An 18,456-nucleotide genomic window follows, 5' to 3' on the forward strand; every position below is an offset into this window, starting at 1 on the left:
GGGTTCTTACTTCGGGCAGTACTGAGGCGCTTCGCTCAGGTTGTCCTTGGTGACCAACACAAGAGGAATGTTGGCAATCTTGTCAACCTTCTTGTTGCCCAGAAGACCGACGGCGTTCTTGACCGCCGTGTCGCCGATGGCCTTGGCGGAGTTGGCCACGGTGGCGGAGAACTCGCCGGACTTCACGGCCGCCAGGCCCTCGTCGGTGCCGTTGACGGTGACGATCCTGACGTCCTTCTTGCCGGCCGCGTCGAAGGCCTTGCGGACGGCGAAGCCCATCTCCTCGTTGGCGACGAACGCGTAGTCCAGGTCCGGGTGGGCCTCGATCATGTTCTCGGCGACGTCCTGCGCCTTGGCCGGGTTGAACATGCCGGGCTGGTTCGCGACCACCTTCGCGTTGGCCGGAAGGGCGCCCTTGAAGCCGTTCACCAGCAGGTCGGAGGCGGCGCCCGGGGCACCGGCGACGATGCCGACCTGCACGTCCTTGCCGCCGGCGTCCTTCGCGATCCAGCCGGCGTCCAGGCTGCTGACCTTTTTCAGGTCGACGACGGCCGCGCCGAGGATGTCGCTGACGTCGCTGGTCGCCACGGAGGTCAGGTAGATCGGGATGTCCGAGGCCTTGGCCTTGGCTATGTCGCCCTTGAGCGAGTCGACGTTGACCGTCTGCACGATCAGCGCGCTCACGTTGCGGGAGATCATGTCCTCGATGTTGGACAGCTCGGTACCGGCGTTCTGGTGGGAGTTGGCCGTGTAGACCTTGGCTCCCTCCGTCTTGGCCGTCTGCTCCACGGCCTTCTGCAGACAGGTGTGGAAGCCGGTGTCGCCGCCGTTGACGAACCCGAGCGAGACATCGCCGGAGCCGCTGGAGCCCTTGTCGTCGCCGCAACCGGTCAGTACCAGGGCGGAGGTGACGGCCGTGGCGAACAGCGCGCTGCGGGAGCGGGCGGAAATTCTCATGGTGAAGCGCCTTTCGTTAGAGGCAGGTTGGGAAGTGCGGGGTGTCAGTGCCGCGATGCGGAGCGGGACTTGTGCATCTCATTCGCCACGGCCGCCACGAGCAGCACCGCGCCGACCGACACCGGCTGGTAGTTGCTGGAGAAGTCGAGGAGGTTGAGCGCGTTGGCGACGACGCCGAGCAGCACCAGGCCGAGGGCGGTGCCGAGCACCGTGCCGTAGCCGCCGGCCAGGGAGGTGCCGCCGATGACGACCGCGGCGACCACGGCGAGTTGGAGGGAGAGTCCGGCGGTGCCGCCGGGGCTGGAGGAGCCGAGGCGGGACAGCAGCATCAGGCCCGCGAGTCCGGAGAGGGTGCCGGTCAGGCCGTACAGAGTGAGCTTGCGCCCTGTGACGTTGATGCCGCTGAGGCGGGCGACGTGCTCGTTGCCGCCGATGGCGAAGGCGTCGCGGCCGAAGACGGTGAACCGCATGACCAGGGCCGTCGCGGCCAGCACCAGGACGGCGACGACCAGCAGATAGGGCACGCCGAGGACCTTGTCGTTGCCGAGGGCGAACATACGGGTGCCGATGGAGATGGTGTTGCCGTTGTGCACGAGCAGCGCGACGCCGTCGAGCAGGGTGGCCGAGGCGAGGGTGACGACGAACGGCGCGACGTTGGTGAAGGTCACGACGAGCCCGTTGACGAGCCCGATCCCGGTGCCCAGCAGCAGCGCGACGACCACCGTGAGCGCTGTGCCATGGCCGTCCGCCAGCAGTTTCGCGGCGACCGCGGCGGTGACGGCGACGTTGCTGCCCATGGAGAAGTCCATGCCGCCCGCGGTCATCAGGAGGGTGAGTCCGGCGGCGAGCACCGCGTTGACGCTGATCTGGCCGAGGACGTTGATGATGTTGCGGTCGGTGGCGAACGTGTCGCTCTGCACGGCGGTGAAGACCACCACGAGCGCGAGTACGGCGATCAGTCCGGCGTGCGGGACGTCACGCAACTTGCCCATGGAAATACGGGACTTGGGTGGATCGGAGACGCCGGAGGCATCGGGAAGTGTCTTGACGCTCACTGCGGTTGTCCTCCGAGGGCCGTGGCGACGAGTTCGTCGCGGGTGATGGCGGTGATGTCGTGCTCGGCGACCGTGCGGCCGGCGCTCACGACGACGACCCGGTCGGCCAGGCGCATGACCTCCTCGGCGGAGGAGGAGGCGAGCAGTACGGCCACCCCGCGGGAGGCGAGGTCGTCGATGAGGGTGTGGATGTCGGCCATGGCGGCGATGTCCACGCCGTTGGTGGGGTCCTCCAGGAAGCAGGCGGCGGGCGCGGTCTCCAGCCACTTGCCGAGCAGGACCTTCTGCTGGTTTCCGCCCGACAGCGCGCTCACCGGCGGGTTGCCGGCCAGCGCCTTCACGCCGTACGTACGCCTCAACGGGGCCGCCCGGCGGGCGAGTTCGGTACGGCGGTGCAGGCGTCGGCGCGTGAAGCGGTCGTCGGCGAGCATCAGGTTCTCGTCCAGGGACAGCTCCGGGACCAGGCCCAGCGCGCGGCGGTCTCCGGTGACGCAGCGCAGGCCGCCGGCGAGCGAGGCGGGGATGCGGCCGAAGGGCACCGGCCGTCCTTCGACGTGGAGTTGGCCGGTGTCCGGCCGCTGTCGGCCCGACAGCAGGTCGAACAGCTGCGACTGCGCGTCCCCGGCGGGGCCGAGGACGGCGACGATCTCGCCCTTGTGTACGTCGACGGTGAAGTCCCGGATGGCCCGGCCGTGGGTCAGCCCCCGTACGGCGAGGCCGACTTCGTCCTTCGGCGTGGGGCGTTCGGGGCGGGTGGAGACGACGTCACGGCCCACCATGGCCCGTACGAGCTCGGTGTGGTCCAGCTCCGACGCGGGCGCCGTACGGACCACTGCCCCGTCGCGCAGGACGGTGAGGCGGTCGGCGACGGCCATGACCTCGTCGATGTAGTGCGAGATGTAGACGACGGCGACGCCTTCGTCCCTCAACTTCCGCACCAGGGCACGTATTTGGTGGGCCGCCTCGGCGCTCAGGCAGGCGGTCGGCTCGTCGAGGATCAGGATGCGGCCGCCGCGGCGGACCTCGCGGGCCACCTCGACCATGGTCTGCTCGGCGACGCTGAGCGAGCCCGCGGTGCGCTCCACGTCGATGTCGATGCCGAGCCCGTGCAGCGCCTCGCGTGCCTGGTCGCGGACCGCCTTCCAGTGGACGGTGCGGATGCGGGTGGGCAGGTCGCCGAGCAGGACGTTCTCGGCGACGGTGAGGCCCATCGCCAGTTCACGGCGCTGCGGGACCGAGGCGATGCCGAGGCGGCGGGCCTTGCGGACGGTGAGGCCGTGCTGGATGTGCCCGTCGACCTCGACGACGCCGCGGTCGGCCTGGTGGACCCCGGAGAGGATCTGCACCAGGGTCGACTTGCCGGCGCCGTTCATGCCCATCAGGGCGTGGATCTCGCCGGGGTAGAGGTCGAGGTCGACGCCCTTGAGGGCGGCCGCCCCGCCGAAGCTCTTGGTGACGCCCCGGACGCGGAGCACGGCGCTCACGGCTGCGGCCCGTCGCTGTCGGGAACGATCCGGCCGTAGCCGCGGATGTCCGGGAACGGGGGCTCCTTGTCGGCCTGCAGGTCCACCTGGAAGGTGTTCAGGCACATGCCGAGCATGGTGAAGTTGCCGAGCGCGCCGATCGTGTCGACCAGGCCCTTGGAGCCGAAGTGCGCGAGCGCGGCGGCGAAGGTCTCGTCGGTGACGAAGTGCTCGTCGAGGATCTCCCGGCAGAACCTGTAGAAGACCTGGTCGCCCTCGTTGTCGAAGACGGCCTCGCGCTGCTCGGCGATGGCCTTGACGGCGGCCTCCGGGATGCCCGCCTCGATCGCCTGGTGCACATGCGCGTTCCACGAGTACTGCGCGTCCCAGTTGCGGGCGGCCATCAGCAGCGTCAACTCCCGCAGATGCCTGGGCAGACTGCAGTCGAAGCGGGCGAACGCGCCCAGGGACTCGGCGCGTTCGCACATCTCCGGGCTGTGCAGCCAGACCCGGAACGGCCCACGGACGGCACCTCGGCGACCGGCGATACGGGCGGCCAACTCCTGCTGCCGCGGGGTCATTTCCTCATCGCTGAGAACGGGGAGCCTCATGTGGCCGATACCTGCCTTTTCTTTCCGGCGCGTTTCCCGCACGAATCCAGAAGCCGTGCGGTGCGAGCCGACGGTACAGCCGGGTCCGGAAAGCTCACCCCTCCCGAAATGCAAGGTAAAACTGCACGCCGGAGGGCACCCATTCACGGGCGCGCGACCTAACGTCTGTCGACGCATCACCCCGAAGTGGAGAGGAACTCCGGATGACCACGATCATCAAGGTCGCGTCGGTACCGCTGCTGGACAGAGGGGGTGCCGTCGTCACGACACCGCTCATCACCACGCCGTCGGCCGGCGGGGAGAACAGGATCACCAGCGGGATGAGCGTCTATCCGGTCGGCTCCGGCGCGCCCCTGCACTCGCACAACTGCGACGAGCACGTGACGGTCCTCGAGGGCGAGGCGGAGGTGTGGGTCGACGGCGAGGTGACGAAGCTGGAGCAGTACGACACCACCTATATCCCGTCACCCATTCCCCATCTGTTCCGCAACATCGGCGACGTCCCGCTGCGCATTCTCTGGGTGTATTCGTCCGGCCATGTGACAAGGACGTTCACGGAGACGGGGAGGACGGTGGAACACCTGTCGGCCGAGGACCAGATGGGCTCGGACGACTAGGGCCTGTGCGGCGGACAGACCCTAAGGCTCTCCCCGGGAGGTCGCGGCGTCGGTTTCCGCGGGAACGGGCCGCTGCGGAGCCGTGGCCACCGGCGCCCGGCGAGGCATGGCCACCAGCGCGATCATGGCGACGGCGCAGCAGCCGACGATGTACCAGCTGATCCAGGTGCTGGAACCGGTGTGCTGGAGGATCGCCGTGGCGATGAGCGGCGCCGGTCCGCCCGCGATGACCGAGGCGAGCTGATAGCCGAGTCCGGCACCGCTGTAGCGGACGTTCGTGCCGAACCCCTCGGCGATCAGTGCGGCCTGGGGGCCGTACTGGATGTCGTGGAAGACCAGGGAGAGCACGATCGCGAGCAGGACGAGCCCGGAGGTGCCCGTGTTCAGCAGGCCGAAGTACGGGAACGCGAACAGCCCGGTGCAGCAGATGCCGATGCCGTAGATCCGGCGTCGTCCGAACCGGTCGGAGAGGTGGCCGAAGAGCGGGACGCTGATCAGCCCGACGGCCGCCGCGACGAGCGTGTAGTTCAGCAGGTCGCCCCTGGGGAGGCCGAGCTTCTCCGTGCCGTAGGTGAGCACGAAGGTGATGAAGAGGTAGAACGGGGCCTGCTCCGACATCCGGACGAAGGCCGAGGTCAGCACGGTGAGCGGCTGGTGGCGCAGCACGCTGCGGACCGGCTGGCGCACCAGCACCCGCTCCTCCTTCACGGCGGTGAAGGCCGGGCTTTCCAGCACCCGCAGCCGCACGTACAGCCCGATGCCGATCAGCACCACGCTGGCGAGGAAGGGGATACGCCAGCCCCAGCTGTCGAAGCCGTCGCCGGATGCGGCGTGCATCAGTTTGACCATGCCGGTCGAGGCGAGGAGACCGAGCGGCACGCCGAGCTGCGGCCAGCTGGCCATCAGCCCGCGGCGGCGTTCGGAGCCCCATTCCATGGCCATCAGGACCGAGCCGCCCCACTCCCCGCCGACACCGATGCCCTGGACGACCCGCAGCAGGACCAGCAGCACGGGTGCGACCAGGCCGATGGTGGCGTAGCTCGGCAGGAGGCCGATCAGGAAGGTGCTGAGGCCCATCAGGACGAGCGTGGTCACGAGGGTGGACTTGCGGCCGATCCGGTCTCCGACGTGCCCGAAGATTGCGGCTCCCAGGGGGCGCGCGGCGAACCCCACGAACTGCGTGGCGAACGAGGCGAGCACTCCGGTGTACGGCTCCGCACCGGGGAAGAACACGTGGGGGAAGACCAGCGCGGCGGCGGTGCCGTAGAGGAAGAAGTCGTACCACTCGATCGCGGTGCCCACCGTGCTGGCGACCACGGCGCGACGGCGGTGCCGGTGCATGGCTTCGACGGCGGCGGATTGCTCGTGTACGGCCATGACGGCTCCCCGGCCAGCTGGTTGAACCCTTGAACCAATGGAACGGATTGCCGTGAGAGTGCTGGCCCGTCGCGGGCATGTCAAGAGGAGGTGCGGTCGTGGCCGCCGCGCATCCGCGCGGCCGTCGCCTCCCCTACTCGTCCGAGACGCGTACGACCGCCACCGTGATGTTGTCGGGACCGCCCGCCGCGATGGCGGCCTTCCACAGCTCGAAGACCGCCCGGCCGTCGTCGTGCTCCCGCACCAGCTCCTCGATCACGTCCGTCGTCAGCGGGTCGGTCAGGCCGTCCGTACAGATGATGTAGCGGTCACCGGGCTTCAGCGGCACCGCCGTCACATGGGGCTCGACGTCGCGGTACGCGGTGGTGCCGCCCAGGCACTGGGTGACCAGTGACGTGGTGCGCTGCCCGGGTTCGAGCGGTGGACTGTCGTCGACGCTGACCTGGCGCAGCCCGTCGCGGTCGACGGCGAGGACCCGGCTGTCGCCCACGTTGAACACCAGCAGCGAGTCGGGCTGTACGACGACGCCGGCCACCGTCGTCCCCATGGCGGCGAGCTCGCCGCCCTCCGCGGCCTGGTACACGGCGCGGTTGCAGGCCTTCAGGACGGCGCGTACGACGTCCTCGCCGTCCAGCGACGGTCCCATCGCTGCGATCCGGCGGGCGGCCAGGGCGCTGGCCACCTCGCCGCCGGGATGCCCGCCGAGCCCGTCGGCGACTGCGACGACCAGGGGCGTCCCCAGCGGGAAGACCAGGGTCTGGGGGCTCTCGGTCACGGTGGCGCACAGGGTCCACGGCCCGACGACGAGACTGTCCTCGTTCCGCTCGCGAAGCAGCCCGGGATGGCTGAGCGCACTCACTGCCACGTACTGCATGAAGCCCCACCGCCTTCCCGCACCGGACACACCACTGAAGGACGTGCTCCCCTGGCAAGTCTAGGAGCAGTTCACCATTTCTGCTGGTCAGAAGCCCTTTGCTCACGCTCCGAGGTAGCGCAGCACGGCCAGCACCCGCCGGTTCGCGTCCTCCGACGCAGGCAGGCCCAACTTGCCGAAGACGGCCGCCACATGCTTCTCCACGGCGCCGGCCGACACCACCAGCGTCTGGGCGATCGCCGCGTTCGACCTGCCCTCCGCCATCAGCGCCAGCACCTCGCGCTCGCGTGCCGTCAGCGAGGCGAGATCCTCCACGCGGCGCCCGGCACCGGCGAGTTGGGTGACGACCTCGGGATCGAGGGCCGTTCCGCCGGCCGCCACCCGGGTCAGGGCGTCGGTGAACTCGGCGACGTTCGCGACCCGGTCCTTGAGCAGATAGCCGACGCCGGCCGAGCCCTCGGCCAGCAGCCTGGTCGCGTACTTCGTCTCGATGTACTGCGAGAACAGCAGCACACCGGCGCCGGGTTGCGCCCGCCGGATGTCGATCGCGGCGTGCAGGCCCTCGTCCGTGTGCGTGGGCGGCATCCGGATGTCGACGACGCTGACGTCCGGCCGGTGCTCGGCCACGGCCGCCCGCAGCGCGTCGGCATCACCGACGGCCGCGCACACCTCGTGGCCGCGCTCGGTGAGCATCTGTGCCAGCAACTCCCGCAGCACGGCGGCGTCTTCGGCGATCACGACCCGCATACGGCGCATGCTCTCACGTCCTCGCTCCCGGGCCGGCGCGGCTCACGCGTGCAGCGGCAGCGCCACCGTCACGGCCGTCGGCCCGCCGTCCGGGCTGCTGATGTCGAGGGTTCCGTCGACCGTACGCACCCGCTGCGTCAGCCCCGCGAGACCGCTGCCGGCATCGAGCGCGGCACCACCGCGGCCGTCGTCCGTCACGCACAGCCGCAGCAGTCCCTCCTCCTGCGTGACGCGCAGGACGGTCCGCCGGGCACCGCTGTGCTTGATGACGTTGGTGAGCAGCTCGGCGGCGCAGAAGTAGGCGATCGTCTCGATGGCCGGCGTGGGCCGCTCCGGGACGTCCACGGCCAGCTCCACGGGTACGGTGCTGCGCGCCGCCAGCGTCGCGAGGGCGTCGGGCAGGCCGTCGTCCAGCGCGGGCGGGTGGAGACCGCGGGCCAGGTCGCGCAGCTCGGCGAGGGCTTCGGTGGCGTTGCTGTGGGCGGTCTCGAGCAGCCGGCGCAACCGCGCGGGGTCGGCGACGGGATCGCCGTCCGCACCCAGGCCCTCCTTCGCCATGTCGAGGCTCATGGCCAGCGCGACGAGCCGTACCTGCGCACCGTCGTGCAGGTCCCGCTCCAGTCGGCGCAGCAGGGCCGCGGAGTCGTCGACGGCCAGGGCGCGGGTCTCCTCCAAGTTCCGTACGCGCTGCGCGAGTTCACCGGGCCCGAGCAGGGCACGCACCAGCCAGCGGTCCACGGCGACGATGCCGCGGGTGACCCACGGCGCGGCGAGCAGCGTGGCCGCGCCGATCGCGGCGGCCACGAAGGTCCCGGCGAAGGAGGTGCTGTGCGGCGCGCCGCCGCCGACCGGAGTCGGCGTGATCGTCGGCATGCCTTCCGCGCCGTCGCGCGGGCGCTGGCCGATGACGGCCCAGCGCAGCGGTGCGGAGAGGTTGATCAACCCGGTGAGCCACCAGCTCACGGCGTACAACTCAAGGGCGGCAACAGGCAGTTTGACCAGCACGTACGCCGCCGACCGCCACCCGGCGGCGTCCCGCAGCCGCGCGTCCAGCCGGGCGAAGGCCTTGCCCGCGGGCCTGACCGGCGGCGGCACCGGCACCCGCTCCCCCAGCAGCCCCGCCGCCAGCCCACGGTGCACGGCGGCCAGGCCACGGGCGAGCCCCGTCGCGACGACCACGAACAGCAGCCCGAGAACGGCACCGAGGAGGGAGACGGTGAGCCCGGCACCGAGGGCGAGCAGCACGAGCACGAGCACGAACCCGCCGAGGGCGACCGGAAACCCGACGAGACAGTAGGCGACCTCGGCCCAGGCACGTCCGGTGAACGGCTGGGACAGCGCTCTCCTGGCTGTGTCGTGTGCGGGCATGGTTCCAGTGTTCCGTCGGTGAGGCCGCGCCCCAAAGGGGCACGGGAAACTGCGCGACCAGCCACGATGGCGCCGCAGACGACCAACGGCCCATCGCGGCACTCACAGCGGAGCTCTTACGCATCCCGGCGTACAAGAAGCCGACCGCCCAACCCCAGTGCCGCCGCCACATACAGGCACAGCATCGAGAAACCGGCCCTGACGCCGGACGCCGGCCCCCGCATCCGCTGCGGTGGCCGGCGTCCGTCCTTGTCCCCTGTGACCGGGTCCGCGACTGGTCAGTGCGCGGCGGCCAGCTCCTGCTCGGCGCCGGTGCGTGCGCCCGGCTTCGCGCTGCGCAGGGCCGCGATGCCGATGAAGACCATGGACGACAGGCCGGCCAGGGCGAAGGCGGTGAAGCCCCACTCTCCGTTGCCCGCGGCGAGCAGCTGGCCGCCGAGCCACGGGCCGAAGACGGCGCCGAAGCGGCCCATGCCGGAGGTCCAGCCGACGGCGGTGGCGCGGTTGTCCGGCGTGGAGCGGATCGAGACCGTCGCGTAGATCATCGTCTGGGCGCTGTTGAGGAAGACGCCGGTGAGGAAGACGACCAGCGTGGTCACGCCCATCGACATGTGGACGCTCAGCAGGTAGACACCGGCGGCCGTCAGCGCGAACCAGATCGCCGAGATGCGCGGGGCACCGAACGTGTCGGCGGCCCGTCCCGCGACCAGCATGCCCACGATGCCGCCCAGGTTGAAGACGACGACGAAGGTCAGGGCGTTGGTGAGCTCGTAGCCCTCGGTGCGCATCAGGGTGGGCAGCCAGGTGGCGACGCCGTAGACCAGGAGCAGTCCGCCGAAGGAGGCGAACCAGTACAGCAGGGTCTGGATCCACTCGCCGCCGCGGAACAGGTTGACCAGGGCGTCCCAGCGGTCGGCCGCCGTCTTCCGGCCGGCCGCGGCGGGCAGCTCGACGTCGTAGCGGGTGGCCAGCGCCTGTGCCTCCTCGGCCCGCCCCTTGGCGACCAGGAAGCTCAGTGACTCGGGCAGGAACCTGGCCAGCACCGGTGCGAACGCCAGCGGGGCCACGCAGACCCAGAAGGCCGCGCGCCAGCCGACCGGGTCCACCAGCCACTTGGCCACGTAGGCGGAGAGGATGCCGCCCGCGTGGTGCGCGGTCATCAGCATGCCGATGACGATGGCGCCGCGGCCGCGCGGGGCGTAGTCGGAGACCATGCTGATCGCGGTCGGCAGCAGACCGCCGAGGCCGACGCCCGCCAGGGTCCGGCCGAGGCCGAAGACCGCGACGCTGCCCGATATCGCGCAGATGCCGGAGGCCAGCGAGAAGACGGTCACGCAGACGACCATCAGCTTCTTGCGGCCGATCCGGTCCGCGACCGTGCCCGCGGTCAGCGCGCCGACCAGCATGCCGAAGGTGGCGTAGGAGCCGAGGTCGCCGGCCTGGTCGGCGGTGAGGCCGAAGGTCTTCGTCTCCAGCAGGTGCGGCAGCACGGAGCCGTAGATGAACATGTCGAGGCCGTCGAAGAGCACGGCCAGCCAGCACAGACCGACGACCAGGAGGGCCAGTCTGCTGATGCGAGCGGACGGGGAGGGGGAGGAGGACATCTTTGTTTTCCTCTCGTGGAACAGGGTGCCCCGACGCTAAGGACCGGGAGCGAGATTCGTCAACGTTTTTGTCAACAATCTCATCGACAATCAAAGGCGGTCCGTTGCGCCGCGCCGGGGCGAGGGAGCGGCGGAGGGAGCGGTGAGGGACCTGTCAGGAGACCGGCGGTGTCCCGTGCGTGTGGAACGACTCGATGGTCTTCAGGCCCCAGGCCTGCCCCTTCTTGCGCTCCTCCTCGGTCCAGGTGATCAGCGGCCAGTCGGGCGCGAGGACGAGGCGGGTGAGCGGGTTGCACAGCTCGATACGGTTGCCGCCCGGCTCGTAGACGTACAGGAAGAACGTCTGCTGGATGGCGTGCTTGTGCGGGCCCGTCTCGATGAACACACCGGTGTCGATGGCGAGATCGGCCGCGCGCAGGATGTCCTCGCGGGTGTCGGTCGCGAAGGCGATGTGGTGCAGCCGGCCGGCCGAACCGGTCCAGTCCTCGGTGTAGACGACGTCGTACGACTTGTTCGTGTACGTCAGCCAACGCGCCGCGATCCGCCCGGAGTCGAGCCGGATCTGCTCCGTCGGCCGGGCCCCCAGCAGCTGTTCCTGGAACTCGGCGTTGGCGAGCACGTCGGCGGCGAGGAAGTTGATGTGGTCCAGGCGGCGGACCCCGACTCCCCTGTTGGGCTTGGCCTGTGGCTGGTTCTTCAGCGCCGGGCGCAGTTCCTCGGGGGCCCGGTAGTGCTCGCTCTCCCAGTACAGGGCGTGCTCGTGGCCGTCCGGGTCGGTCGTCAAGTACAGCTTGCCGAGGCCGGGTTCGTCCTCGACCCACTTGCCGCTGCCACCCGCCTCCTCGATCGCCTTGATACGGCGGTGGAGGGCGTCCTCGCCGGAGGTGCGCAGGGCGAGCCGGCCGAGGCCGGGCCGCTCGCGGGCGGTGAGGACCAGGCTGTGGTGCTCGTAGTCGTCGAAGGTCCGCAGATAGACCGTGTCGCCGTGCTGCCCGTTGACCGTGAGGCCCAGGTAGTCCGTGAAGAACGCGACGCTGGCGTCGAGGTCCGGCGTGAACAGCTGGGCATGGCCGATGTGGGCGATGTCGCCGAGCGGCGGAGTCATCGTTGACCTCCTTGGGGTTGTGCGGGGATCGGTGCCGTCTCGGCGGACCTCGGGAAGACGGTGCCGTCGAAGATCTTGCGGGCGGTGCGGACCACGGCGGTGCGGTGGGCGGCGGGCAGGCCGTCGGGGGTGGCTCCGAGGCTGCTTTCGATGTCCAGGAATCCCGTGGGATGTTCTATGCGAATTCGGTCACTGTCGGGATCGATCTCCGAAAGCTCCGCGCCCACGCTGCCTTCGATCCGCAGGCCGGCGGCCACGCCGGCGGCGCCGAGCACACCGATCGAGGTGTGGCAGCGGACGGGGATGAAGGTGCGGGTGCTGACCGCACCGCCGTCCCGGGGCGGGGCGAGCAGGGTGAGCTTGGGCACGGTGGTGTCGGAGACGTCGCCGAGGCCCATCAGGCGGCCTGCTTCGAGCCGGATCTCGCGGAGCCGGTCGGCCAGTGCGAGGTTCTCCTCCAGATCCTTGGGTGGTTCGTAGCCGGTGACCTCGAGCGACGAGGCGGCGAGGAGGACCGTGGGCATGCCGTTGTCCACGCAGGTCACGGGTACGCCGTCGATCTCGTCGCGGATGTTGCCGGTGGGCAGCAACTTCCCTGCCCCGGCCGGGAATTCGATGACCACGGGCGCGGCCGTCCCCGGCACGCCCGAGATCTCGGCGCCTCCCGTGTAGTCGACGCGGCCGCCCGGGGTCGGGAAGGTCGCCGTCGCGTGGTCGCCGGTGTTGACCATGCGGATGCGGACGGAGGTCGACTCCTCCCCCGCCGGGACCAGTCCGCGCTCGACGGCGAACGGGCCGATGCCCGCGAGGATGTTCCCGCAGTTCTGACGGTCACTCACCTCAGGCCGGTCGACGACGACTTGGAGGAAGAGGTAGTCGACGTCGGCGTCCGGGTCGGCGGAGGGCGAGACCACGGCCACCTTGCTGGTGAGCGGGTGCGCGCCGCCCAGGCCGTCGATCTGCCGGTCGTCGGGGCTGCCCATGATGCGCAGCAACAGCGCGTCGCGCAGGGCCGGTTCGGCGGGGAGGTCGTCGGCGAGGAAGTAGGCGCCCTTCGAGGTGCCGCCCCGCATCAGCAGACAGCGCACCTCCTCGGGCCCGCGGGTCACGACCGCTCCCCCGCATCCCCCGCGTACTCCTCGTACGTCTTGTACTCGACGCCGAGCCGCTCGAGGGTGTCCCTCAACCCGTAGCGGTCCAGGCCGAGTTGGCCGTCGAGGAAGGCGGCACGGGTGGCGGCCTCCTTGGCCTCGCGGGCTTCGGACCTCTCGACCGTCTCGCGGGCGCGCTCGCGCGGTACGACCACGACACCGTCGTCGTCGGCGAGGATCACGTCGCCGGGGCGGATCATCTGGCCGTCGATCGCGATCGGCACATTGACCGAGCCGCCGGTGGCCTTGACCGTGCCCTGCGAGGAGACCGCCCGGGACCAGGCGGCGAAGCCCATGTCCCGCAGCTCCTGGGTGTCGCGGATGCCGGTGCTGAGGACGACACCGCGCACGCCGCGCTGCTGCAGGGCGGTCGCGAACAGCTCGCCGAACAGACCGTCCGTGCACGGCGAGGTGGTGGTGACGACCAGGATGTCGCCCTCGCCGCACTGCTCGACGGCCGCATGGATCATGAGGTTGTCGCCGGGCCAGCTGAGCACGGTGACGGCCGTGCCCGCGACCCGTACGCCCTGCTGGACGGGCCGGATGTCCGGACCCAGCAGGCCCGTTCGCCCCATCGCCTCGCTCACCGTCGCCACGCCGAAACCGGCCAGCGCCTCGACGTCCTTCGGGTCGGCCTTCGGCGGGTTGGTGACGATCACGCCGCTCATGCCAGCTCCTTCGCGATCTGCGGGTAGGGACGCATGTACGCCTCGGCCATGGTCTTGTGGGCCAGGCCCAGGTTGGGGCCGGCGTTGCGCTTGAGCTGGACGCCTCGGCGTACGGCGAGGTCGGTGTAGTAGTCCCACAGGTGCTGCTGGGCGCCGAGGCACTCCATCGCCTTGCGCTTGGTGTCCCACACCTCGGTGATGTCGAGCAGGACCTCGGGCTTGAAGCCGCTCATCTCGGGCTGGTGCGGCTCGAAGTAGAAGACCGGCGGGGCGCCGATGATCTCGCCCTCCCCCGGGTAGCCGATGGCCTGCGCGAGGACGCGGGCCTCCAGCGCCATACGGTTGGCGGCCGGATGGTCGCCGTTGTACGGGTCCTCGACCGGGTGGGTGAGCACGACGTCGGGCTGGGTCTCGCGGTAGACGGCCACCAGCCGGTCGGTCAACTCGGCGGTGGGCACGAGGGGGTAGTCGCCGGCGTCGAAGAAGCGGACCTCGGCGCCGAGGGTCGCGGCGGCACGCTCGGCCTCGTCCCGGCGTATCGCCTTGATCTCCTCCAGTTGTTTGCCCTCGCGCCACGCCTTGGCGGACTCGCCGCGCTCGCCGAAGGTCAGACAGGCGATGGTGACCTTCTCCCCGCGGGAGGCGGCCAGGGCGATGGCACCACCCGCCCGCCACACGAAGTCCCCGGCATGCGCGGTGACGACGAGTGTGGAACGTGGATCGGTGGCGGGCGCATTGGCCTGGGTCATTGCTGCAATCTCCTTGGTGACAGGTTGACGCCCGCCCTGTCAGCGGCTCTCGGCCGCGCGGCTGTCAGTCGCGCAGCGCCTCGATCACGCTGGTGAGGTGGGCGCGGACGGCCGCCTCGGCCGCCTGCGGATCCCTGGCCCTGATCGCCTCGATCATCGCCAGGTGCTCGTTCAGGGAGTGCTGCGGACGCCCCGGCCTGAGCGCCAACTGGAAGCGGTGGCGCACCAGTTGGGCATTGAGCCGCTCCAGCAGGTCCACTGCCGTCTGCTGGCCGGAGAACTCGCGCACCTTGGCGTGCAGTTCCTGGTTGAGCTCGGAGTACGTCACCGGCTCACCGTCGGCCACGGCCTTGGTCATCGCCGTGCCCAGCTCCGTCAGCTCGGCGAGCTGCTCGTCGCTTGCGGCGACGGCGGCCTTCGCCGCGCACAGCCCTTCGAGGACCATGCGGCACTCGGTGATGGCGACCGCTTCCTCGACGGTCACCACCCGCACCCGCGAGCCGCGGTTGCGGATCCGCTCGACGAGGCCCTGGGCCTCCAGATCGATCAGTGCCGCCCGGATGCTGGCCCGTGTCACACCGAACTGCTCGGCGAGCTCGTTCTCCACCAGCCGCTGCGCCGGTGCCATCTCGCCGTGCAGGATCGCCTGCCGCAGCTGCGCGAGCGCATGCTGTTTGGCCTGCTCTCCGGTGCTCGGACGGGCTTCTTTCGGCATCGTTGCCCTCCCTGAGTGAGTGCCTGTCGAACCTAAATCTAGCCAAACAAGATTGTCAACAATTTTGTCTGCCGTATTGCAGGCACGACTGACAGGCGTGACCGGCACCAATGACCGGAGGACGACGAGGGGCCCGGCACCGCGCTACGGCAGTGTCGGGCCCCTCGTCACCGGCGGACCGCCGGTCAATGGACCGTCGGCAGCGGGTCCTCGGCATGGGCCACGAAGTCGTCCACCAACCGGTGGAAGAGCGCCGCGAGTTGCTCAAGGTCCTCCCCCGACCAGTCGGCCAGCGCCACTGCCAGGCCACGGCGGCTCGCCTCACGGACGCGGTGGACCGCCGCAAGGCCGAGGTCGGTGAGCTGGACGCGCTGGGCCCGGCGGTCGTCCGGGTCGGCGATCCGGATCACATAGCCACCCCGCTCCAACTGCCGCAACTGGCGAGTGACATGGGAGGCCTCCACCGACAGTCGGACCGCGAGCACGCCGGGCCGCAGTGGCTCGCTCTCCGCGATGTGCCGCAGGATGGCGACCGCGGCCCGGTCCAGCGGCAGCCCGGTCAGCGCCATCAGGCGCTCGTGCTGCCGGGCCCGGCCGGCCAGGTATGTGACACGGGTGAGCGCCTGCTCGATGTCACTCACGTTCGCCGGGACGGACACTGAGGCGGGTCGTTGCACGGGCATGTACTCGAGAGTAATTCTACTTGCCTGACTTAAGCAATATGCAGATAATTGCTTGACTTAAGTAATCCAACTGTGCTTGCCTAAGTCAAGCAAGCCAGTCAGTTCGCAGACCGGGGCCGCGTCGAGCGGAGGCGGCCCCTGTGCGCCGGCTCCGTGGGGACGGGGGCGGCGCGGTCACCGGGTCCGGCGGGCCGGGACACTCCCCCGCCCGGCCCCGGACCCGGTGACGCCTCTCTTCCCACGCTCCTCTCCACTCCGAAAGCGAGCCTCTCCATGGCCACCATGAAGTCCGTCAAGACCGGCGCCAGGGACCACATCGACCTGGTGGACGTCGAGCGTCCCGTACCGGGTCCGAGGGACGTCCTGGTCAAGGTCCGCGCCTGCGGCATCTGCGGCACCGACACCTTCTTCCTGCACCTGGGCGGCATGCCCGCCGGCGCCGACGGCTCCATGCGCTCCATCCCCCTGGGCCACGAACCGGCCGGCGAGATCGTGGAAGCGGGTGCCGAGGTGACCGGTCTGAGGGTGGGCGACCGGGTGGTGGTCAACCCGCAGGGCGTCCCGTCCGGGATCATCGGGTGCGGTGGTGCGCACGGCGCCATGAGCGAGTACCTGCTGCTGGAGGACGCCGAGATCGGCAGGACCGTCGCCGTCTTCCCCGACACCGTGCCCTTCGACGTCGCCGCGCTGAACGAGCCGATGGCGGTCGCCCGGCACTGCGTCAACCGGTCCGAGGCGAAGGCGACCGACAAGGTCGTGGTCTTCGGTGCCGGGCCCATCGGCCTGGGGGCGACGATCTGGCTGAAGCTGCGCGGGGTGGAACACGTGGTCGTCGCCGACGTCATCCCCGAGCGACTGAAGACCGCACTGGCGGTGGGTGCGGACGCGGTCGTCAACTCCGCCACCGAGGACGTCACCGCCCGGCTGACCGAACTGCACGGGCCGGCCACCAACGCGCTCGGTCAGCTCCGTGCGGGCACCGACATCTACATCGACGCCGCCGGTGTGGCCGCCGTCTTCAACGCCACCGTCGATGCCGCCAAGTGGGGGGCCAAGCTGGTCATGGTCGCCGTACAGAAGAAGGGGGCGGACATCGATCTCGGCGGGATGCTGCGCAGTGAGCTGACGCTGATCGCCTCGCAGGGGTATCCGACCGAGATCTTCGAGGTGACGCCGGAACTGGTGGAGCACCATGAGCGGTTCGCGAAGCTGATCAGCCATCGGGTGCCGTTCGGTGAGGCCGAGCGGGCGTTTGAGTTGGCGATGACGCCCGGGGCCGCCGAGAAGGTCGTCGTCACCTTCGAGTAGGCGGCGCCCGGGGTGCGGCTATGGGCGGTGCCGCGATGGGGCCTTGGCCGTCTGCTGCACCGTCGTGGCTTGTCGCGCAGTTCCCCGCGCCCCCGCCGGGGCGCTCCTCCCCCGCGGTGCTTCGGACAGGAACCCCACTTCCATGATCGACAATCTGCTACGTCCGCCTCGCGGACGCCCCCGGCCCGTCGACGCGGTTGTCGCCGCCGCTCTCTTCGCCTGTTCCTTTCCCGGCAGTCTGATCACCCTTCCCGGGCAGGATCTCGGGATCCCCTGGTGGCCCGGGGTGCTGCTGGCCGGGGTCTCCTGTGTCGCACTGCTGTGGCGGCGCGGGCGGCCCCGGGCCACGGTCGTCGTCACCCTCGGCTGTGCCGCGGTCGCGGCCGCACTCGGTTGTCTCCTCACGGTGCTGCTGCTGGGGCCACTCATGGTCGCGCTGTACTCGCTGGCCGTCGGTACCGACCGGAAGACCGCCAACACCTTTGCCTTCAGCGGCATCGCGGTGCTTGTCGGCACGGGGCTGCTGAGCGGCCCCACCGGCGAACCGCTCGTTCTCAAACTGCTCGGTCCCGCCGCCTGGTTGCTGTTGCCGACCTCGCTCGGCACGGTGACCCGGCTGCGTGCGGCCTACCTCGATGCCGTGCAGGCGTGGGCCGAGCATGCCGAGCGCACCCGGGAGGAGGAGGCGCTGCGGCGGGTCTCGGAGGAGCGCATGCGTATCGCCCGTGATCTGCACGATGTCGTCGCCCATCATCTGGTGCTCGCCAATCTCCAGGCCGGCACTGTCGCCAGGCAGTTGTCCGACCGGACCGGCGAGGCCTCGCGGATCGCTTCCGACCTGACCCGCACCACCGCCGCCGCGCTGCGTGAACTCAAGTCCACCGTCGGCCTGTTGCGGCAGGACGGCGACGCGGACAAACCCCTGGAGCGCCCGCCGGGGCTGGCCCAACTCCCCGAGCTGGCCGCCTCGTTCGAGAACGCCGGGCTCGAAGTCACCGTCACCACCGAGGGCGAGCGCGGTCCGCTCTCCGCGGGCGCCGATCTCACGGCGTACCGCATCGTGCAGGAAGCCCTCACCAACGTCACCAAGCACGCCGCCGCCCGCGAGGCCGAGGTGCGGCTCGTGTACTGCGCGGACCGGCTGGCGGTGACGGTCGCCGATGACGGTGGGGGGACGCGGACCCTCCCCGCTCCCCCGGGCGGCGGCTACGGCGTCGTGGGCATGCACGAGCGCGCCCGTTCGGTCGGCGGCCGTATCCGCGTCGGCCCTCGGCCCCGGGGCGGCTTCGAGGTCGTCACCGAGCTGCCGCTCGAGCCGCACCCCGAACTTCCACTTGCTTAAGTCAATCAATTCCGTCTATGCTTGCGTAAGTCAAGCAATGAACCCTTGCCGGAGGCCCCGCC

18 protein-coding genes are annotated in these 18,456 nt (G+C 70.3%); 3 read left to right on the forward strand and 15 right to left on the reverse strand.

Annotated elements, in window-relative coordinates; genetic code table 11:
• Positions 1-6 precede the first annotated feature (6 nt).
• The 4 genes from ABZ880_RS08255 to ABZ880_RS08270 are packed head-to-tail and all read right to left on the reverse strand — an operon-like array spanning position 7 to position 4,056.
• A complete protein-coding gene (locus ABZ880_RS08255) occupies positions 7-957 on the reverse strand; it encodes a sugar ABC transporter substrate-binding protein (protein WP_361258802.1) in 951 nt (316 codons plus the stop codon).
• A gap of 44 nt (positions 958-1,001) precedes the next feature.
• Entirely contained in the window at positions 1,002-2,012 is a 1,011-nt protein-coding gene (locus ABZ880_RS08260) for an ABC transporter permease (protein ID WP_361258805.1), read from the reverse strand.
• A complete protein-coding gene (locus ABZ880_RS08265; protein WP_361258808.1) occupies positions 2,009-3,496 on the reverse strand; it encodes a sugar ABC transporter ATP-binding protein in 1,488 nt (495 codons plus the stop codon). The genes ABZ880_RS08260 and ABZ880_RS08265 overlap by 4 nt, the downstream gene beginning before the upstream one ends.
• Entirely contained in the window at positions 3,493-4,056 is a 564-nt protein-coding gene (locus tag ABZ880_RS08270; protein ID WP_361258810.1) for a carboxymuconolactone decarboxylase family protein, read from the reverse strand. The genes ABZ880_RS08265 and ABZ880_RS08270 overlap by 4 nt, the downstream gene beginning before the upstream one ends.
• A 233-nt stretch (positions 4,057-4,289) precedes the next feature.
• Between ABZ880_RS08270 and ABZ880_RS08275 the strand changes: the two genes are divergently transcribed.
• Positions 4,290-4,703, forward strand: coding sequence for a cupin domain-containing protein (locus tag ABZ880_RS08275; protein ID WP_361258813.1), 414 nt, complete (start codon positions 4,290-4,292; stop codon positions 4,701-4,703).
• A gap of 21 nt (positions 4,704-4,724) precedes the next feature.
• Here the strand turns inward: ABZ880_RS08275 and ABZ880_RS08280 are convergent, their stop codons facing one another.
• The 11 genes from ABZ880_RS08280 to ABZ880_RS08330 all read right to left on the reverse strand — a co-directional run bounded on the left by ABZ880_RS08280 (position 4,725) and on the right by ABZ880_RS08330 (position 15,744).
• Complete coding sequence (locus tag ABZ880_RS08280; RefSeq protein WP_361258816.1) at positions 4,725-6,080, reverse strand: MFS transporter; 1,356 nt, start codon at positions 6,078-6,080, stop codon at positions 4,725-4,727.
• Positions 6,081-6,213: 133 nt separating this feature from the next.
• The gene (locus ABZ880_RS08285; protein WP_361258819.1) at positions 6,214-6,954 is read right to left on the reverse strand and encodes a PP2C family serine/threonine-protein phosphatase; all 741 of its coding nucleotides are present in this window, start codon (positions 6,952-6,954) and stop codon (positions 6,214-6,216) included.
• Positions 6,955-7,056: 102 nt separating this feature from the next.
• A complete protein-coding gene (locus ABZ880_RS08290; protein ID WP_361259231.1) occupies positions 7,057-7,701 on the reverse strand; it encodes a response regulator transcription factor in 645 nt (214 codons plus the stop codon).
• Between the two features lie 42 nt (positions 7,702-7,743).
• Positions 7,744-9,069 carry a sensor domain-containing protein gene (locus ABZ880_RS08295; RefSeq protein WP_361258822.1) on the reverse strand — a complete coding sequence of 442 codons (1,326 nt, stop codon included), beginning with the start codon at positions 9,067-9,069 and terminating at the stop codon, positions 7,744-7,746.
• Between the two features lie 278 nt (positions 9,070-9,347).
• Positions 9,348-10,673: an MFS transporter gene (locus ABZ880_RS08300; protein ID WP_361258825.1), complete on the reverse strand. Its 1,326-nt coding sequence runs from the start codon at positions 10,671-10,673 to the stop codon at positions 9,348-9,350.
• A gap of 154 nt (positions 10,674-10,827) precedes the next feature.
• On the reverse strand, positions 10,828-11,778 hold the full coding sequence (locus ABZ880_RS08305) for a VOC family protein (RefSeq protein WP_361258828.1): 951 nt from the start codon (positions 11,776-11,778) through the stop codon (positions 10,828-10,830).
• Positions 11,775-12,851, reverse strand: coding sequence for a 4-oxalomesaconate tautomerase (locus tag ABZ880_RS08310; RefSeq protein WP_361259234.1), 1,077 nt, complete (start codon positions 12,849-12,851; stop codon positions 11,775-11,777). The genes ABZ880_RS08305 and ABZ880_RS08310 overlap by 4 nt, the downstream gene beginning before the upstream one ends.
• Positions 12,852-12,883: 32 nt before the next feature.
• Positions 12,884-13,597, reverse strand: coding sequence for a 4-carboxy-4-hydroxy-2-oxoadipate aldolase/oxaloacetate decarboxylase (locus ABZ880_RS08315; protein WP_361258831.1), 714 nt, complete (start codon positions 13,595-13,597; stop codon positions 12,884-12,886).
• Positions 13,594-14,346 carry a PIG-L deacetylase family protein gene (locus ABZ880_RS08320; RefSeq protein ID WP_361258834.1) on the reverse strand — a complete coding sequence of 251 codons (753 nt, stop codon included), beginning with the start codon at positions 14,344-14,346 and terminating at the stop codon, positions 13,594-13,596. Before ABZ880_RS08320 ends, ABZ880_RS08315 begins: the two co-directional genes overlap by 4 nt.
• 64 nt (positions 14,347-14,410) lie before the next feature.
• Positions 14,411-15,061: a GntR family transcriptional regulator gene (locus tag ABZ880_RS08325; protein ID WP_194084327.1), complete on the reverse strand. Its 651-nt coding sequence runs from the start codon at positions 15,059-15,061 to the stop codon at positions 14,411-14,413.
• Positions 15,062-15,246: 185 nt separating this feature from the next.
• Complete coding sequence (locus ABZ880_RS08330) at positions 15,247-15,744, reverse strand: MarR family transcriptional regulator (RefSeq protein WP_361258838.1); 498 nt, start codon at positions 15,742-15,744, stop codon at positions 15,247-15,249.
• A 273-nt stretch (positions 15,745-16,017) separates the two neighbouring features.
• On the opposite strand from ABZ880_RS08330, the gene ABZ880_RS08335 reads away from it, so the two are divergent.
• Together ABZ880_RS08335 and ABZ880_RS08340 are read left to right on the forward strand one after the other, a co-directional pair.
• Positions 16,018-17,052: a zinc-binding dehydrogenase gene (locus tag ABZ880_RS08335; RefSeq protein WP_361258841.1), complete on the forward strand. Its 1,035-nt coding sequence runs from the start codon at positions 16,018-16,020 to the stop codon at positions 17,050-17,052.
• A gap of 142 nt (positions 17,053-17,194) precedes the next feature.
• Positions 17,195-18,394 (forward strand): histidine kinase, encoded by a 1,200-nt coding sequence (locus ABZ880_RS08340; protein WP_361258844.1) that lies wholly within the window; start codon positions 17,195-17,197, stop codon positions 18,392-18,394.
• Positions 18,395-18,456: the final 62 nt, after the last annotated feature.

Origin of the sequence: Streptomyces sp. NPDC047043, from assembly GCF_040644055.1 — a bacterium.
Taxonomy (GTDB): domain Bacteria; phylum Actinomycetota; class Actinomycetes; order Streptomycetales; family Streptomycetaceae; genus Streptomyces.

Coding starts and splice junctions, on each gene's coding strand:
- ABZ880_RS08255 (WP_361258802.1), bottom strand. CDS start 957: ATGAGAATTTCCGCCCGCTCCCGCAGCGCGCTGTTCGCCACGGCCGTC.
- ABZ880_RS08270 (WP_361258810.1), bottom strand. CDS start 4,056: ATGACCCCGCGGCAGCAGGAGTTGGCCGCCCGTATCGCCGGTCGCCGA.
- ABZ880_RS08275 (WP_361258813.1), top strand. CDS start 4,290: ATGACCACGATCATCAAGGTCGCGTCGGTACCGCTGCTGGACAGAGGG.
- ABZ880_RS08280 (WP_361258816.1), bottom strand. CDS start 6,080: ATGGCCGTACACGAGCAATCCGCCGCCGTCGAAGCCATGCACCGGCAC.
- ABZ880_RS08285 (WP_361258819.1), bottom strand. CDS start 6,954: ATGCAGTACGTGGCAGTGAGTGCGCTCAGCCATCCCGGGCTGCTTCGC.
- ABZ880_RS08290 (WP_361259231.1), bottom strand. CDS start 7,701: ATGCGGGTCGTGATCGCCGAAGACGCCGCCGTGCTGCGGGAGTTGCTG.
- ABZ880_RS08295 (WP_361258822.1), bottom strand. CDS start 9,069: ATGCCCGCACACGACACAGCCAGGAGAGCGCTGTCCCAGCCGTTCACC.
- ABZ880_RS08300 (WP_361258825.1), bottom strand. CDS start 10,673: ATGTCCTCCTCCCCCTCCCCGTCCGCTCGCATCAGCAGACTGGCCCTC.
- ABZ880_RS08305 (WP_361258828.1), bottom strand. CDS start 11,778: ATGACTCCGCCGCTCGGCGACATCGCCCACATCGGCCATGCCCAGCTG.
- ABZ880_RS08310 (WP_361259234.1), bottom strand. CDS start 12,851: ATGCGGGGCGGCACCTCGAAGGGCGCCTACTTCCTCGCCGACGACCTC.
- ABZ880_RS08315 (WP_361258831.1), bottom strand. CDS start 13,597: ATGAGCGGCGTGATCGTCACCAACCCGCCGAAGGCCGACCCGAAGGAC.
- ABZ880_RS08320 (WP_361258834.1), bottom strand. CDS start 14,346: ATGACCCAGGCCAATGCGCCCGCCACCGATCCACGTTCCACACTCGTC.
- ABZ880_RS08325 (WP_194084327.1), bottom strand. CDS start 15,061: ATGCCGAAAGAAGCCCGTCCGAGCACCGGAGAGCAGGCCAAACAGCAT.
- ABZ880_RS08330 (WP_361258838.1), bottom strand. CDS start 15,744: ATGCCCGTGCAACGACCCGCCTCAGTGTCCGTCCCGGCGAACGTGAGT.
- ABZ880_RS08335 (WP_361258841.1), top strand. CDS start 16,018: ATGGCCACCATGAAGTCCGTCAAGACCGGCGCCAGGGACCACATCGAC.
- ABZ880_RS08340 (WP_361258844.1), top strand. CDS start 17,195: ATGATCGACAATCTGCTACGTCCGCCTCGCGGACGCCCCCGGCCCGTC.